This window comes from Pseudomonas sp. LBUM1664, assembly GCF_059695895.1.
In genome coordinates, this window is sequence record NZ_CP166791.1 from 6,023,935 (window position 1) to 6,039,136 (window position 15,202).

Annotated in this window: 15 protein-coding genes; 10 read left to right on the plus strand and 5 right to left on the minus strand. The window is 61.7% G+C overall.

Annotated elements, in window-relative coordinates:
- The first annotated feature begins 26 nt into the window (after positions 1–26).
- Genes ACA047_RS27990 through ACA047_RS28010 form a run of 5 tightly spaced genes read left to right on the plus strand, consistent with a single transcriptional unit; the run spans position 27 to position 4,774 of the window.
- A complete protein-coding gene (locus ACA047_RS27990; RefSeq protein ID WP_497354977.1) occupies positions 27–170 on the plus strand; it encodes a hypothetical protein in 144 nt (47 codons plus the stop codon).
- The gene (gene rfbD, locus ACA047_RS27995) at positions 167–1,048 is read left to right on the plus strand and encodes a dTDP-4-dehydrorhamnose reductase (RefSeq protein ID WP_497354979.1); all 882 of its coding nucleotides are present in this window, start codon (positions 167–169) and stop codon (positions 1,046–1,048) included. Before ACA047_RS27990 ends, rfbD begins: the two co-directional genes overlap by 4 nt.
- Before the next feature lie 36 nt (positions 1,049–1,084).
- A complete protein-coding gene (locus tag ACA047_RS28000; RefSeq protein WP_497354981.1) occupies positions 1,085–2,893 on the plus strand; it encodes a sensor histidine kinase in 1,809 nt (602 codons plus the stop codon).
- Positions 2,890–4,281: a sigma-54-dependent transcriptional regulator gene (locus tag ACA047_RS28005; protein WP_497354983.1), complete on the plus strand. Its 1,392-nt coding sequence runs from the start codon at positions 2,890–2,892 to the stop codon at positions 4,279–4,281. Before ACA047_RS28000 ends, ACA047_RS28005 begins: the two co-directional genes overlap by 4 nt.
- Positions 4,282–4,318: 37 nt before the next feature.
- Complete coding sequence (locus ACA047_RS28010; protein ID WP_497354985.1) at positions 4,319–4,774, plus strand: YiiD C-terminal domain-containing protein; 456 nt, start codon at positions 4,319–4,321, stop codon at positions 4,772–4,774.
- 44 nt (positions 4,775–4,818) lie between these two features.
- On the opposite strand, the gene cysQ is transcribed toward ACA047_RS28010, so the two are convergent.
- The gene (cysQ, locus tag ACA047_RS28015) at positions 4,819–5,646 is read right to left on the minus strand and encodes a 3'(2'),5'-bisphosphate nucleotidase CysQ (RefSeq protein WP_497354987.1); all 828 of its coding nucleotides are present in this window, start codon (positions 5,644–5,646) and stop codon (positions 4,819–4,821) included.
- Positions 5,643–6,209, minus strand: coding sequence for an ADP compounds hydrolase NudE (gene nudE / locus ACA047_RS28020; RefSeq protein ID WP_497354989.1), 567 nt, complete (start codon positions 6,207–6,209; stop codon positions 5,643–5,645). Before nudE ends, cysQ begins: the two co-directional genes overlap by 4 nt.
- A gap of 88 nt (positions 6,210–6,297) precedes the next feature.
- On the opposite strand from nudE, the gene yrfG reads away from it, so the two are divergent.
- On the plus strand, positions 6,298–6,960 hold the full coding sequence (yrfG, locus tag ACA047_RS28025) for a GMP/IMP nucleotidase (protein WP_497354991.1): 663 nt from the start codon (positions 6,298–6,300) through the stop codon (positions 6,958–6,960).
- A gap of 49 nt (positions 6,961–7,009) precedes the next feature.
- On the opposite strand, the gene lysM is transcribed toward yrfG, so the two are convergent.
- Positions 7,010–7,459, minus strand: a complete 450-nt coding sequence (lysM, locus tag ACA047_RS28030; RefSeq protein ID WP_497354993.1) for a peptidoglycan-binding protein LysM — start codon at positions 7,457–7,459, stop codon at positions 7,010–7,012.
- A 136-nt stretch (positions 7,460–7,595) separates the two neighbouring features.
- On the opposite strand from lysM, the gene ACA047_RS28035 reads away from it, so the two are divergent.
- The 4 genes from ACA047_RS28035 to ACA047_RS28050 all read left to right on the plus strand — a co-directional run bounded on the left by ACA047_RS28035 (position 7,596) and on the right by ACA047_RS28050 (position 12,470).
- Positions 7,596–8,483 carry a LysR family transcriptional regulator gene (locus ACA047_RS28035; protein WP_497354995.1) on the plus strand — a complete coding sequence of 296 codons (888 nt, stop codon included), beginning with the start codon at positions 7,596–7,598 and terminating at the stop codon, positions 8,481–8,483.
- Positions 8,484–8,575: 92 nt separating this feature from the next.
- On the plus strand, positions 8,576–9,415 hold the full coding sequence (gene fdhD, locus ACA047_RS28040; protein ID WP_497354997.1) for a formate dehydrogenase accessory sulfurtransferase FdhD: 840 nt from the start codon (positions 8,576–8,578) through the stop codon (positions 9,413–9,415).
- Positions 9,412–11,760, plus strand: coding sequence for an FdhF/YdeP family oxidoreductase (locus tag ACA047_RS28045; RefSeq protein ID WP_497354999.1), 2,349 nt, complete (start codon positions 9,412–9,414; stop codon positions 11,758–11,760). Before fdhD ends, ACA047_RS28045 begins: the two co-directional genes overlap by 4 nt.
- A 230-nt stretch (positions 11,761–11,990) precedes the next feature.
- Positions 11,991–12,470: a glycine zipper domain-containing protein gene (locus ACA047_RS28050; RefSeq protein WP_497355001.1), complete on the plus strand. Its 480-nt coding sequence runs from the start codon at positions 11,991–11,993 to the stop codon at positions 12,468–12,470.
- A gap of 65 nt (positions 12,471–12,535) precedes the next feature.
- Here ACA047_RS28050 and ACA047_RS28055 read toward each other — a convergent pair whose 3' ends face one another.
- Positions 12,536–12,955 (minus strand): acyl-CoA thioesterase, encoded by a 420-nt coding sequence (locus ACA047_RS28055; protein ID WP_497355003.1) that lies wholly within the window; start codon positions 12,953–12,955, stop codon positions 12,536–12,538.
- A gap of 84 nt (positions 12,956–13,039) precedes the next feature.
- A complete protein-coding gene (locus ACA047_RS28060; protein WP_497355005.1) occupies positions 13,040–14,968 on the minus strand; it encodes a RecQ family ATP-dependent DNA helicase in 1,929 nt (642 codons plus the stop codon).
- Positions 14,969–15,202: the final 234 nt, after the last annotated feature.

Sequence of the window (15,202 nt, forward strand, 5' to 3'; positions counted from 1 at the left end):
GACAGCCTGCTGGAGACTTCACAAACGTGCTGACCATCGAATATCGCCAAGGCTTGAAAGCAGCGTGCCGGAAAGAAATCATCTACAAACAGGGCTGGGTCATCTCGCAAGCCCTGACCATCAAGCCGAAGGACCGGTACAGCAAAGCCCTGCACGGGGCCAACCTATGAGTGCTTCCTTGCGCATATTGATAATCGGCCAGAACGGCCAGGTATCCCGAGCCCTCCAGTCGCGCCTTGCCGGCATGGCTGAAGTGATCGTCAGCGGACGCGGTCGACTCGACTTGGCGCAACCGCAACAGATCCGCTCGTCTATCAACGCCATACGCCCCGACTTGATCATCAACCCCGCCGCCCACACGGCCGTCGACCAGGCCGAGAGCGAATCGGAGCTGGCGTTCGCCATCAACGCCACCGCACCGGGCGTCCTGGCTCAGGCGGCCGCCGAGCTGGGCGTTCCGCTGATCCATTACTCCACCGACTACGTCTTCGATGGCCGCAAGGCCGGACGCTACACCGAGGACGACACGCCCAACCCGCTGAGTGTCTATGGCCGCAGCAAACTGGCTGGCGAGGACGCCATTCGCCATGTCGCCGGACAGCATCTGATTTTGCGCACCAGCTGGGTGTACTCCACCGTAGGCCGCAATTTTCTGCTGACCATGCAACGCCTGCTCCAGGAAAAACCGCACATGCGGGTGGTGGCCGATCAGATCGGTGCGCCAACCTGGGCTGGCAGCATCGCCGAAAGCACCGCGAAGCTCATTGACCGCTGGCAGGACGGTGAATGTGGCGCCTGGGGCACCTATCACCTGACGAACCAGGGCGAGACGTCCTGGTTCGGCTTCGCCCAGGCCATCGGTGAAAACCTGATCGAGCAGCACAAACCTTGTGCAGTGCTTGAGCCCATACCTTCCAGCGACTACCCAACACCGGCCCCGCGTCCGATGAACTCGCGCCTGGATTGCACGCGCCTGCTCCAGGAATGGGGTGTGAGCCAGCCAGACTGGCGAAGCGCGATGCACGAGTGTCTTGCCGGACAAGCCTAGGCATAATGCGCCTGTCCCCACAGGCGCCTGATGCTCATGAATGCCACCCTTCCCCGCAGACCCCGTTGGCGCAGCCTGGCTTTGCTAGCGCTGTGCCTGGCGCCGTTACTGTGGCCACTGGAGCACCTGGCCGAGCGTTATTACCGCAGCGAACTGGTCGGGCAGAATCGCCAAACCCTTGATCTCTATGTCGCCAACCTGTTGGGCACCTTGCATCGCTATGAGGTGCTGCCGCAGATTCTCGGCGACCTGCCGGCCTTGCGCGCCGCGTTATCGGCCCCGGACGATGGCGTCACCCAAGGCAATGCCAACCGCTTGTTGAAAAACATCAGCGCCCAGACCGGCGCCGAGGTCATGTACCTGATGGACGCCACCGGCAAGACCCTGGCGGCGTCGAACTGGGATAAACACGACAGTTTCGTCGGGCGTAATTTCGCCTTCAGGCCTTACTACATCGAGGCCATGGCCGGACGCCTGGGGCGCTTCTTCGGCCTGGGTACTACGTCGGCTAAACGCGGTTATTTCTTCGCCGCCGCCGTGCACGACCGCGAGAAAGTCATCGGCGTGCTGGTGGTCAAGGTCGACCTGGATCACACCGAAAGCCTGTGGGGCAAAACCCCGGAGCAACTGCTGGTGACCGATCACAACGGCGTGGTCATCCTCACTTCACGGCAGGAATGGCGATTTCGCGCGACCCGCCCCTTAAGTGACGAAGAAAGCAAGGCCATCAGCGCCGTGCAACCCTACCCAACCCGCGATCCCAAGCCGTTGAACCTGGATGCCAACGCTTGGCTGACCCAGACCCAGTCCATCGAGGAGACGGGCTGGAGCGTGAGCATTCTCGCCCCGCGCACCCAGATTGCCCGTCCGGTACGCACCGTGGTCGCCATCGGCGGCGCGGCCTTGCTGGTCTTGATGCTGTTGCTCGGGTTGATGATGCAGCGCAGGCGGCATTACCTGGACCGGATCGCCTTCGAAGCCAAGGCCCGCCACGAGCTGGAGGGCCGGGTGGCCGAGCGCACCAGCGACCTGGAAGGCTTGAACCGGCGGCTGCGACAAGAAGTGCTGGAGCGCGAGCAGGCCCAGCAGGAACTGGTCCGCGCCCAGGATGACCTGGTACAGGCTGGCAAGCTGTCGGCCCTGGGCACCATGTCGGCCAGCATCAGTCACGAACTCAACCAGCCGCTGGCGGCGATTCGAAGTTATGCGGAAAACGCCGAGATACTGCTCGACCACCAACGCACCGACGACGCCCGCGGCAACCTCAAGCTGATCAGCGAGCTGACCGGGCGCATGGCCTCGATCATCGCCCACTTGCGCGCCTTCGCCCGGCGCGACCGCCACGCCCCGGAAAGCGTCGCCCTGCAACCGGCGCTGGATGATGCCCTGGCGCTGCTCGCCAAGCGCCGACGCAGCATGGAAGTGGAACTGATCCGCGACCTGCCAGCGGCCACTCTGTGGGTCGAGGCCGGGGAGACCCGCTTGCGCCAGGTACTCGGTAACCTGCTGGCCAACGCCCTCGACGCCCTGACTGAAAAAGGACCGCCGCGCAAACTCTGGCTCAGTGCCCAGGCCACCGAAACCGGCGTCAACCTGTACATCCGCGATAACGGCCCAGGGTTTTGCATGGAAGCCCTTGGCCGTGCCGGCGAACCCTTCTACACCACCAAGACCCGCACCCAAGGCCTTGGCCTGGGGCTGGCGATCTGCGACACCCTGATGCGCGCCTTCGGCGGCGAACTGTCGTTCGCCAACCACAAGGAAGGCGGCGCCCTGATCACCCTGAAGCTACGCGCCGGCGCGCCCGGGGTGAGCCTGCAACCGTCCGAGGACCGTAGTGTATGACCATCGATAACCGGATTGAGGTGGTGCTGATCGACGACGATCCCCACTTGCGTCAGGCCTTGAGCCAGACCCTCGACCTGGCCGGTTTGAAAATCCTGCCGCTGGCCGAGGCCAAGGGCCTGGCCGGGCAACTGTCGCGTGACTGGCCGGGCGTGGTGGTCAGCGACATTCGCATGCCCGGCATGGACGGTCTCGAACTGTTGAACGAACTTCATGCCCAGGATCCCGAGCTACCGGTGCTGCTGATCACTGGCCACGGCGACGTGCCGCTGGCGGTCCAGGCAATGCGCGCCGGGGCCTATGACTTTCTGGAGAAACCTTTCGCCAGCGATCATCTGCTCGACAGCGTGCGCCGGGCCCTGGCCTTGCGCCGCCTGGTGCTGGACAACCGCAGCCTGCGCCTGGCCCTCAGCGACCGTCACGAACTCAGCGCCCGGCTGGTCGGTCAGTCGACGCAAATACTGCGCCTGCGCGAGCAGATCGGTGCATTGGCGGCAACCCGCGCCGACGTGCTGATCCTGGGTGAAACCGGCGCCGGCAAGGAAGTGGTCGCCCGTGCGCTGCACGACCTTTCGGGCCGGCGCAACGGGCCGTTCGTGGCGATCAATGCCGGGGCGCTGGCCGAGTCGGTGGTGGAGAGCGAGCTGTTCGGCCACGAGCCAGGCGCATTCACCGGCGCGCAGAAACGTCGCATCGGCAAATTCGAGTTCGCCAATGGCGGCACCTTGTTTCTCGATGAAATCGAAAGCATGAGCCTGGATGTACAGGTCAAGCTGCTACGCCTGCTGCAAGAGCGCGTGGTGGAGCGGCTGGGGGGCAATCAACAGATCCCGCTGGACATCCGCGTCATCGCCGCCACCAAGGAAGACCTGCGTCAGGCCGCCGACCAGGGGCGCTTTCGCGCCGACCTGTATTACCGCCTGAACGTCGCGCCCCTGCGCATACCACCGTTGCGCGAACGGGGTGAGGATGCGCTGATGCTGTTCCAGCACTTCGCCGACGAAGCCAGCGCTCGCCATGGCCTGCCGCCCCACGAGTTGCAGCCGGCGCAACGGGCGCTGCTGCTGCGCCATACCTGGCCGGGCAACGTGCGGGAATTGCAGAACGCCGCCGAACGCTTTGCCCTGGGCCTGGAACTGGCTTTGGACAACAGCGCGCCGGACCGCAGCCATGGCGCACCGGTGCAAGTGGTCAGCGGCGGCCTGAGCGAACAGGTGGAAAACTTCGAGAAAACCCTGATCGCCGCCGAACTGACCCGCCCCCACAGCTCGGTACGCAGCCTCGCCGAAGCCTTGGGCATTCCGCGCAAGACCTTGCACGACAAGTTGCGCAAACATGGGCTGACCTTCGGCGACAGCAGCCACGGCCATGCCGATGAGCCCGATTGAGTTATTGTCATCCTCCTTTCAAGCAAAAGGCCCCTGCATGAACCGTGACAGCCGTTACCTGGAATCGATCCTGCACCACGACATCCCCTTGACGCGGGACATGGGCCTCAAGGTGCTCGATTGGCAGGCCCGGCAATTGCGCCTATTTTTGCCGCTGGAAGCCAACGTCAACCACAAGAGCACCATGTTCGGCGGCAGCCTGTATTGCGGCGCGGTGCTCGGTGGCTGGGGCTGGCTGCACCTGGCCCTGCGCGAAGAAGGCATTGAAGACGGGCATATCGTGATTCAGCAAGGACAGATCAGCTATCCGCTGCCGGTCACCCGCGACGCGGCAGTCATCTGCGACGCGCCTGAGGAAAAGGTATGGAAACGCTTCCTGGCCACCTACCGACGTTACGGGCGAGCGCGGCTGACCCTGCAAACACGGGTGTTGAATGCCGACAGCGAGGAAGCGGCGGTGCAGTTTGTGGGGCAGTACGTGCTACACCGCTGACCTTGAAAACACCAAAAACCCTGTGGCGAGAGGACAGACAAGGCTTAAGAGCGGGCAAGTTCCAACAGCTTGCCACGCCACGCCGCTTTCGCCGGCAACGCCAGGAAGGACGCATTCAACAGCGACTCACGCGCCGGATAACAGAACGGCTCGCCGCTCAGATCCAGTACCTCGCCACCCGCCCCTTCCAGCACGCCCTGGGCGGCGGCGGTGTCCCACTGGGAGGTCGGCGCCAGCCGCGGGTAGCAATCGGCCGCGCCTTCGGCCACCAGGCAAAACTTCAACGAACTGCCGATACTGGTCAGTTGCAACTCACCCAGGCTCTCGCTCAAACCGGCCAAAAGGCGTTCCTGCTCCGGGCTGGTATGACGACGGCTGGCCACCACGGTGAACGTTTCACCGGGCGCCAGTACGTGACGAACCCCAACAGGTAAAGGCTCCGCGCCCTTGTCGCCACGCCAGGCGCCCAGCGCTGCTCCTCCTACGTAAAAGCGGTCGTTGGTGGGCATCGACACCACGCCAAACACCACCCGGCCCTGCTCCACCAATGCGATGTTGACGGTGAACTCCTCGCTGCCAGAAATGAACTCCTTGGTCCCGTCCAGCGGGTCCACCAGCCACCAGCGCTGCCAGCCGGCGCGCACGCTTTGCGCAATATTGGCGTCCTCTTCGGAGAGGATCGGGATATCCGGAGCCAGCGCCGTCAGCCCGGCCACAATCACATGGTGAGCGGCCATGTCCGCGGCGGTCACCGGCGATTCGTCGGCCTTGTGGTTGACCTGCACGTTGGCTCGCCAGAACGGCAGAATCGCCTCACCGGCCTTGAGCGCCAGTTCGACCACAGGGGCCATCAGGGGATGGGGGAATTTCATGACAGGAACGCTCCGCGTTGGGTCAGCAAGTCACGGGCCAGGTACAGCGCCGCCAAGGCTCGGCCCTCCGTAAACTGAGGGTTTTGCGCCAGGGCCGACAGCTCACGCAGATTGACCTTATCCACGCGCATCGGCTCGGGCTCGTCACCCTCCAGCCGTTCTTCGTACAGATCGGTCGCCAATACCACCTGGATTTTCTGGCTCATGTAGCCGGGGGACAGCGACAACTCGGTCAGGTGTTCCAACTGACGCGCACCAAAACCGGCCTCTTCCTTGAGCTCCCGTTCGGCCGCCGCCAGCACGTCTTCACCCGGCTCGACCAAGCCCTTTGGCAGGGATAACTCGTAGGCATCGGTGCCGCCGCAATACTCTTCCACCAGCACCGCGTGGTCAGCGTCGAGCATCGCCACGATCATCACCGCGCCATAACCTGCGCCATTGTTCGCCAAACGCTCATAGGTGCGCTCCACACCGTTGGAAAAACGCAGTTTCAGTTCTTCCACGCAAAACAGGCGGCTGGTGGCGACGATCCGTCGATCGAGTACGGTGGGTTTCTGGCGCATAAACGGCTCCCTGGGCGATAGCGGGCTACTATACCCGGCCTATTCTGATTGTTTGTGTCGGATATCCGATTACCGCTGGAGAAGTTTTATGGCCTTGCTGCCGTGGCATGAGATCGATACGGTTCTGTTGGACATGGACGGCACTTTGCTGGATCTGCATTACGACAACCATTTTTGGATGGAACACCTGCCCCAGCGCTACGCCGAACTGCATGGCGTGAGCCGGGCCATGGCCGAGATGGAGTTGCAGCCACTGTTCGAACGCAACGCCGGCCAGTTGCAGTGGTATTGCCTGGACTTCTGGAGCACAGAGCTGAAGCTGCCAGTGCGCGAACTGAAACTGGAAACCGCGCACCTGATCGCCTTGCGCCCGGACGCCGATACATTCCTGGCGGCGATCCAGCGGGCCGGCAAACGGGTGGTGATGATCACCAATGCTCACCGCGATTCGTTATCCCTGAAGCTGGAACGCATTGAACTGGCCCCCTACTTCGAGCGTTTGATCAGCTCCCACGACTACGGTTTTCCCAAGGAAAACCCGCAATTCTGGGATGCGCTGCAAGCAGACCTGAACTTCGACCCGGCCCGCAGCCTGTTTATCGACGACACCCTGCCGGTATTGCGCAGCGCCCGGGATTTTGGCGTGGCACACCTGCTGGCCGTCAGCGAGCCAGACAGCCGCAAAGGGCCGAAGGACACGGGAGAGTTTAAAGCGTTGGGGGATTACCGAGCACTGATCGAAGGGCTCTGAAACGACCAATGTGGCGAGGGGGCTTGCTCCCTCGCCACAGGGGACCGAGTTACTCGGGGATACGCAGCACCTGCCCCGGATAAATCTTGTTCACATCCTTGAGCATCGGCTTGTTGGCATCGAAAATTTTCTGGTACTTGTTCGCATCGCCATAAACACGCTTGGAGATGGCGCTCAAGGTGTCACCTTTCTCAACAGTGACGAATTTGGCCGGTGGAGCCGCCGGGCCCGTCACGGTAATCTGGTCATCGACACCACTGATACCGGCCACATTGCCCAACGCCAGGAGGATTTTTTCTTTCTCTTCCTGACTCGCGGCCTCACCGGTGGCAATGACTTTTTCGCCCTCGACCTTCACCTGGATCTTTGAAGTATCAATGCCCGTCAGCGCATCCTGCACGTGCCTGGTCAGCGCTTCGCTGTTGGCCTGTGCCTTGTCGGGCGTCAGCGCATCAAGGATTTTTTCGCCCGCATCTTTCAAAAAACTGAAAAGGCTCATCGTGTTCTCTCCATGGGTTCATGTGTCCAGACGTAAAAGACTAGACCAGGCCAGACGAACCCGGTTCCGAGCCGACCAATGACCCCGCCACCTGCAAAGCGCTAGAATCCGAACCTTCCCGCGCCCTGGAGCGAAGATGGACATCAAGCAGCTGAAATTTCTCATCGCGCTCGACGAAACCCGCCACTTCGGACAGGCCGCCGCACGCTGCCACATCACCCAGCCAACCTTGTCGATGCGCCTGCGCAGCCTCGAAGAAGAACTCGACCTGCCGCTGGTCAATCGAGGCCAGCGCTTTGAAGGTTTCACCGCGCCGGGGGAACGGGTACTGGCTTGGGCGCGCACGGTGCTGGCGGCTTATGACGGTCTACAGGCCGAAGCGGCGGCCTGTCGCGGCAATCTGGTGGGTACGCTGCGCCTGGGGGTGGTGCCATTGTCGGACTTCGACCCGTTGTCGATGATGCAGCGCTTGCACACCGAACACCCTAATCTGCGTTTCGAATTGTCATCCTTGAGTTCCGAGCGCGTCCTCGAACAGCTGGCGAACAACCGCATCGACCTGGGCATTTCCTACTTGGAGCGCCTGGACAACGAACGCTTCGACTCCCTGCCTTTCAGCCATACCCGCATGGGACTGCTTTACGACCAGCGCTTTTTCCATTTCGGCGAACAACCGCTGAGCTGGGAATCACTGATGGAATTGCCTCTGGGCATGCTTACCAGCGGCATGCATTTTCGCCAGTCCATCGACCACAATTTCCACAGTCGGGGCCTCACACCTCAACCCCTGTTGCAAACCGACGCGGTGCATCAATTGCTACAAGCCGTGCACGGCGGGTTGTGTTGCGCGGTGATGCCTCTGGACAGCGGTCTGGATGTGTTGACCGAAGACTTGTGCATTCAGCCCATCGAAAGCGCGCAGACGTTAGTCCCGCTGGGCCTGATCATGCGGCGCGGCGCTCCACGCTCGGCACTGGCGGAGGCGTGTTTCGCCCTTTATCAGAAATCAGCGACGACAACTTGATCGACGTCATCTATTGATAGATCAGTAATAGCGATTAGACGTGGCAGATTGCCGCATTTAGTCTTGTCACTATTCAAACCGTCGGTGATGCCATGAACGTCAAGCCTCCGGCCCGTCCGGTGCCCGCGGTGGAAACACCCGTGCCCACCGCCAGCCAGAGCTATCGCTACTGCAACCTGGACCGCTCCCAATCAGACAGCACCGCGCTGGCTGAGGAAGTGGCGCTGGCGATTGCCTATAACGGCATCAGCCAGGCCGTCATGCTGGTCACGCCCACGGACCTTGAAGACTTCGTCGTCGGCTTCAGCCTCGGCAGCGGCATCATCGAAGACCCAGCAGACATCTATGACCTGCAACTGAGCGGCGCAGGTTCTGCGCAATATGCCCAGGTGACCATCGCCAACCGTGCCTTCTGGAACCTCAAGCAGCAACGCCGACAGCTGACCGGCACCAGCGGCTGCGGGCTGTGCGGCGTGGAAGCGGTGGAGCAGGCGCTGCCAAACCTCAAGGCGCTGCCCGGCGCACCATTGCCGCCAGCGCAATGGCTCGATGGCCTGCGTCAACGCATCGGTCTGTTCCAGCCACTGGGCCAGCACTGCGGCGCGGTACACGCGGCACTGTTCATGAACGCCCAGGGTGAACTGTTGCTGGGCCGCGAAGACATCGGCCGGCACAACGCCCTCGACAAGCTGATCGGTGCGTTGATCCGGCAACAGATCCCGGTAGCCGGTGGCGCTGCGATCGTCACCAGCCGTTGCAGCCTCGAACTGATCCAAAAAGTGTTGCGCGCCGGGATCCAGACCTTGGTCAGCCTGTCATCGCCCACCGGCCTCGCCGTCCAGTGGGCCCGTCAACACAACCTCAATCTCATCCACCTGCCGCAAAAAAGTGCGCCGCGGGTCTACAGCCCTGCGATGGAGAATCAAGCGTGAGCAATCATCAACAAGCCGACCAGAAACCCGTACCGCGCTACAAGCCCTACAAGGGCCCGGCCGGTGGTTGGGGTGCGTTGATCAGCGTCGCCCAGGCCTGGCTGACCAGCGACAATGCGCTGAAGAACATCCGCATGATGCTCAAGACCAATCAGAACGGTGGTTTCGACTGCCCAGGCTGTGCCTGGGGCGACTCGCCGGAAAGCGGCATGGTCAAGTTCTGCGAGAACGGCGCCAAAGCCGTGAACTGGGAAGCGACCAAGCGCCGTGTCGATGGTGCTTTTTTCGCCAAGCACAGCGTGGCTTCGCTGCTGGAGCAGAGCGACTACTGGCTCGAATATCAGGGCCGCCTGACCGAACCTATGCGCTACGACGCCGAAACCGACCGTTACAAACCCATCAGTTGGGAAGGGGCCTTTGCCCTGATCGGCAAACACCTGCAAGGGCTTTGCAGCCCGAACCAGGCCGAGTTCTACACCTCGGGCCGGGCCAGCAACGAAGCGGCCTACCTGTATCAACTGTTCGTGCGCGCCTACGGCACCAACAACTTCCCCGACTGCTCGAACATGTGCCATGAGGCCAGCGGCGTGGCGCTGTCCCAGAGTGTCGGCGTGGGCAAGGGCACGGTGACCTTCGACGATTTCGAACACGCCGACGCGATCTTCGTCTGGGGCCAGAACCCCGGCACCAACCATCCACGGATGCTTGAACCGCTGCGCGAGGCGGTAAAACGTGGCGCCCAGGTGGTGTGCATCAACCCGCTCAAAGAGCGTGGCCTGGAACGTTTCCAGCATCCACAGCACCCGCTCGAAATGCTCACCAACGGTAATAAACCGACCAACACCGCCTATTTCCGCCCGGCCTTGGGTGGTGACATGGCGATATTGCGGGGCATGGCGAAGTTCCTGCTGCAATGGGAACGCGAGGCGCAGAACACCGGCGCTCCGTCGGTGTTCGACCATGGGTTTCTCAACGAACACAGCATCAACGTGCTGGATTACCTGGCGGTGGTCGACGACACGTCGTGGGAGCAGATCGTCGAGCAATCGGGCATGGCCCTGGCCGAGATCGAGCAAGCGGCGCGCATGTACGCCAAAAGCAAGAGCGTGATCATGTGCTGGGCCATGGGCATCACTCAGCATCGCCACTCGGTGGCGACCATCCAGGAAATCGCCAACCTGATGATGCTGCGCGGCAACATCGGCCGGCCAGGTGCAGGGCTGTGCCCCGTACGCGGCCATAGCAACGTCCAGGGCGACCGGACCATGGGCATCAACGAACGTCCACCGGTGGCGTTCCTCGACGCGCTGGAGCGGCGCTTCCAGTTCAAAGTACCACGCGAAAACGGCCACAACGTGGTCGAGGCGATCCATGCCATGGCCGACGGCCGGGCGAAGGTGTTCATCGGTTTGGGCGGCAACTTCGCCCAAGCCACGCCAGACAGCCATCGGACCTTCCAGGCCCTGGCCAATTGCGACCTGACCGTGCAGATCAGCACCAAGCTCAACCGCAGCCACTTGGCCCACGGCAAGGAGGCGCTGATTCTGCCGTGCCTGGGCCGTACCGACATCGACCTGCAAACCGAAGGCTCGCAAGCAGTGACCGTGGAAGACTCTTTCAGCATGGTCCACGCCTCCAAGGGCCAGTTGCAGCCGCTGTCGAACCAGATGCGCTCCGAACCATGGATCATTGCCGGTATCGCCGCCGCTACGCTGGGCAGCCGTCCGGTGGACTGGAACTGGCTGGTGGCTGACTACAGCCGCATCCGCGCCCTGATCGCCGACACCGTTCCTGGCTTCAAGGACTTCAACGAGAAACTCCAGAACCCCGGTGGTTTCTACCTGGGCAACAGCGCCGGCGCGCGTCGCTGGAACACTGCTTCGGGCCGCGCCAACTTCAAGCCCAACCTGTTGCCGACCGACCTGGTGCATGAACGTACCCGCGCCACCGGCCAGCTACCAGACCTGATCATGCAGTCCATGCGTTCCCACGATCAGTACAACACCACCATCTATGGCCTCGATGACCGTTATCGCGGTGTAAAAGGCCAGCGAGACGTGTTGTTCGTCAACGAAGCGGACATCATCCGCCTGGGCTTCAAACCCGGACAGAAGGCCGACATCGTCTCGATCTGGGATGACGGGCGCGAGCGGCGGGTCAAGGGTTTTACCCTGCTGGCGTTCGACATCCCCGCCGGGCAGGCTGCCGCTTACTACCCTGAAGTGAACCCGTTGGTGCCGCTGGAAAGCACCGGCGACGGCAGCCACACCCCGACCTCGAAATTCGTCGCGATCCGCCTGGAAGCGGCGAGCGAGAATGGGTTGATCTTGGCCAAGTCGGCCTGACCGTCTGCGGTCCTCGCCACAACTTACTTTTCAAACGCCCACAAAAAAGGCCGTTTATCATAAAAAACGGCCTGTCCGAAGTAACTAAAGACTGACAAAAATATCTTAAGTTCCTCCCACAAAACAATAACTTAGAGATTTGTGTATCGGTCGTGTTACTCGTCGGATTTCGATTGTAACCAAGCGAAGCCAGCCTCAGGATCGCGCCGTCATCCCTTTGAGGCTCCTCTATGAAGTTCTCCTCCATTCTCTTGTTGTCCCTTGGCCTGGTCAGTGGTGTCGCTTCTGCCGGTGGCACCGCCGAAGCAGGCGTGGGCGGCGCATTGGGCGGGGTTTTGGGTTCGGTCGTCGGCCAGTCTCTGGGCGGCAATACCGGTTCCACCATCGGCGCGGCACTGGGCGGCGCAGGTGGCAGTGCGGTCGGTGCAGATAAACACAGTCGCGGCGAAGCGGCGATCGGCGGCGCGCTGGGCGCAGCCGGCGGTAACGTGGTCGGTCGTAGCGTGGGCGGCACCACCGGCAGCCTGATCGGTGCGGCAGCGGGCGGTGGCGCCGGCGGCGCGCTGGGTAACTACATGGGCAAGGACGATGACGACGGCCGTCATTATGACCGTCGCCGCGACGACCGCCGCGACTACCGCGACGGCCACCCGGGCCGCGGCCATGCTTACGGGCATCGCAAGAAACACCATCGCTATTACCGCGACTAACGGCTGACCAATACCAGCCGTTGAAAAACGCAGCCTCCGGCAACCGGAGGCTGCGTTTTTTCGTTTCAGACCACCAACCGCTCCAAAGCCCCACGTAGTCGATCCGGAATCGCCACGGGCCGATTCGACGCCCGGTCCACAAATACGTGCACAAAGCGCCCCGCTGCGCAGGCCTCCTCCTCGCCCGCCTTGAATACCGCCAGTTCGTATTGCACGGAACTGCTACCCAGCTTGCCGACGCGCAGACCGATTTCAATGCGGTCAGGAAAGGCAATCGACGCAAAGTAGTCGCAGGCCGAACTCACCACAAACCCCACCACCTCTCCATCATGGATATCCAAGCCGCCGACCTCGATCAGGTAGGTGTTCACTGCAGAATCGAAAAAACTGTAGTAGGTGACGTTGTTGACGTGACCGTACACGTCGTTGTCATGCCAGCGCGTAGTGATGGGTTGCAAGTGTGGGTATTCGGTACGTTGGGGCATCAGGTGTCCTTTACGGCTGTTCAATGGTCGAATATTTTTGAAATTTATTCGTGTGACGGCGGGCACTCATCGGATGGGCGCAACTCACAGGTGCGCTTGAGTCCAATGACGAACTTCGGCGTACGGATATTCTTCCAGCGCCCCATAGCCCGGAATCGTCCGCGCCTTCAGCTTGGTGAACAGCGGCACGCTGATCCCGCACAGAAACCGGGTCAGCCGCTCTGCGGACGGAGCGCTGCCGGTGTGTTGCTCGTGCCTGTGGATAAAAGCGCCACACAGTGCCTCGAAGCTTTTATCCACAAGCGCCGGCAACGACGGCGGCTCCGGCAGACGGGCAACCTGTCCGTGGCACACCGAACAATGACCACACTGCTGTGGCGCATTTTCATCACCGAAATACTGCGCCAGCCGATAACCGAGGCAACGGTCGGTGGCGAACAACTCAAGCATGGCGTGGATCCGCACGATTTCACCGCGCTCGTGCCGGGTGAAATAGGCGTGTAATTCGGTACTCAGGGCCCGTGGATCGAGGTCCGTTTCCAACACGCTGTACACCTCGGTCATCTGCTTGCTTTCCAGCTCAATCCAACCCTTTTCCTGAAAATAATCCAGCGCCTTGACCACGCGATTACGCTCAGCGTGATACTGCTGGTACATCCCGTCGAAATTCACCGTGGCCCAGGTACGGGCGCGGCTGGAGGTCTGGATGATGGCCGAGACGAAGTCCCTTCGTTCACCCTCGAAGCGCTCCAGCAGCGCCTGTGGCTCGACCAGGAACTTGAAACGGTACTCCGCGAAATAGGCATAACGCGGCGCGATCAACCGGCGCAGCTCCAGCTGAACCAGCAGCGTCTTGAGCGGTAGCTGCCGGATGTTGCTCTGATCCGCCAGCGGCCCCAGCAAAAACTCCCATTGCCCGTCGGGGGCCGCGGCCTTCAGCTCATCAAGCACGCAACGAATGCCGTCAAGCTCCGGCGTATCGCCATAAACAAAGTTTTCCAGCACGTTGAGGCTGTCGCGGTTGGCCAGTACCAGACAATCGGACGGCGCCCCATCACGCCCTGCCCGGCCGATCTCCTGGCTGTAGTTTTCGATGGATTTGGGCAGGTCGAAATGCACCACGTTGCGGATATCGCTCTTGTCGATGCCCATGCCGAAGGCGATGGTCGCGACAATGCAATTGGACTGCCCGCCCATGAACCGCCGCTGGATGGCTTCGCGTTGCTCATGAGGCAAACCGGCGTGATAGGCCTCGGCCCCGATCCCATGCTGGCTCAGGTGCTCGGCAATCTGCTCGGCGGTTCGCTGCAAGGTAACGTAGACAATGCTCGGCTGCCCGGCACGCTCGCCCAGCCATTGCACCAGACGCCGACGCTTGTCCGCACCGCGCACGGGCTCGACCAGCAGGTTGAGGTTGGGCCGGTAGAAACCGGTGGTCACCACATCCTCGGCGGCGATGGCGAACTTCGCCTGCATGTCGGCGATGACCTTGGGGGTTGCGGTGGCCGTCAGCAGCAACACCTGGGGAATGTTGAACTGACGCTGATAATCGGGGAGCTTGAGATAGTCGGGGCGGAAGTTATGCCCCCACTCGGAGATGCAGTGGGCCTCGTCCACCACCAGCAAAGAGATCGGCACCTGCTGCAAGAAGTTACGAAAACGCTCGTTCTTCAGCCGCTCCACCGAAATCATCAGAATCTTCAACTCGCCCGAACGGGCCCGTGCCATGGCGTCGTTGGCTTCGTCACGACTCTGGGCTGAATCGATACTGGCCGCCGCGATACCGTGGCGCTGCAGGAACGCCAACTGGTCCTGCATCAGCGCCAACAGCGGCGAGACCACCAGGGTCAGGTGCGGTAATAGCAGGGCCGGCAACTGATAACACAGGGACTTGCCGGACCCTGTGGGGAAAATGGCCGCCGCCGACCGCCCGGCAAGTATTGCACTGACGGCAGCTTCCTGACCGGGGCGAAACTGTGGATAACCGAAAACCTGTTCCAGGGTGCTGTGCATAAGCGGTCGCTCCTTTGACTGCTGCGATGCCAAAAGCCTAGCCAGACGGCGCAGCGAGTCGAGAAAAGGTTGGGGGTAAAAACGATACCGGATGATACTGCGTTGCGCCGATGATCCTCGCCACAGGATGAAACAAACCAAACACTTTGTTCATCGCGAGATGCTCGGATTCACGGTAATTTGCGCCTTCACGCCGCAAAACCCGTAAAGGGCAGGACGCCCGATGCGTGCGGA

What these genes read in the sequence shown, in the direction of transcription:
- rfbD (WP_497354979.1), top strand. Translation starts at nt 167, where the DNA reads ATGAGTGCTTCCTTGCGCATATTGATAATCGGCCAGAACGGCCAGGTA.
- ACA047_RS28000 (WP_497354981.1), top strand. Translation starts at nt 1,085, where the DNA reads ATGAATGCCACCCTTCCCCGCAGACCCCGTTGGCGCAGCCTGGCTTTG.
- ACA047_RS28005 (WP_497354983.1), top strand. Translation starts at nt 2,890, where the DNA reads ATGACCATCGATAACCGGATTGAGGTGGTGCTGATCGACGACGATCCC.
- ACA047_RS28010 (WP_497354985.1), top strand. Translation starts at nt 4,319, where the DNA reads ATGAACCGTGACAGCCGTTACCTGGAATCGATCCTGCACCACGACATC.
- cysQ (WP_497354987.1), bottom strand. Translation starts at nt 5,646, where the DNA reads ATGAAATTCCCCCATCCCCTGATGGCCCCTGTGGTCGAACTGGCGCTC.
- nudE (WP_497354989.1), bottom strand. Translation starts at nt 6,209, where the DNA reads ATGCGCCAGAAACCCACCGTACTCGATCGACGGATCGTCGCCACCAGC.
- yrfG (WP_497354991.1), top strand. Translation starts at nt 6,298, where the DNA reads ATGGCCTTGCTGCCGTGGCATGAGATCGATACGGTTCTGTTGGACATG.
- lysM (WP_497354993.1), bottom strand. Translation starts at nt 7,459, where the DNA reads ATGAGCCTTTTCAGTTTTTTGAAAGATGCGGGCGAAAAAATCCTTGAT.
- ACA047_RS28035 (WP_497354995.1), top strand. Translation starts at nt 7,596, where the DNA reads ATGGACATCAAGCAGCTGAAATTTCTCATCGCGCTCGACGAAACCCGC.
- fdhD (WP_497354997.1), top strand. Translation starts at nt 8,576, where the DNA reads ATGAACGTCAAGCCTCCGGCCCGTCCGGTGCCCGCGGTGGAAACACCC.
- ACA047_RS28050 (WP_497355001.1), top strand. Translation starts at nt 11,991, where the DNA reads ATGAAGTTCTCCTCCATTCTCTTGTTGTCCCTTGGCCTGGTCAGTGGT.
- ACA047_RS28055 (WP_497355003.1), bottom strand. Translation starts at nt 12,955, where the DNA reads ATGCCCCAACGTACCGAATACCCACACTTGCAACCCATCACTACGCGC.
- ACA047_RS28060 (WP_497355005.1), bottom strand. Translation starts at nt 14,968, where the DNA reads ATGCACAGCACCCTGGAACAGGTTTTCGGTTATCCACAGTTTCGCCCC.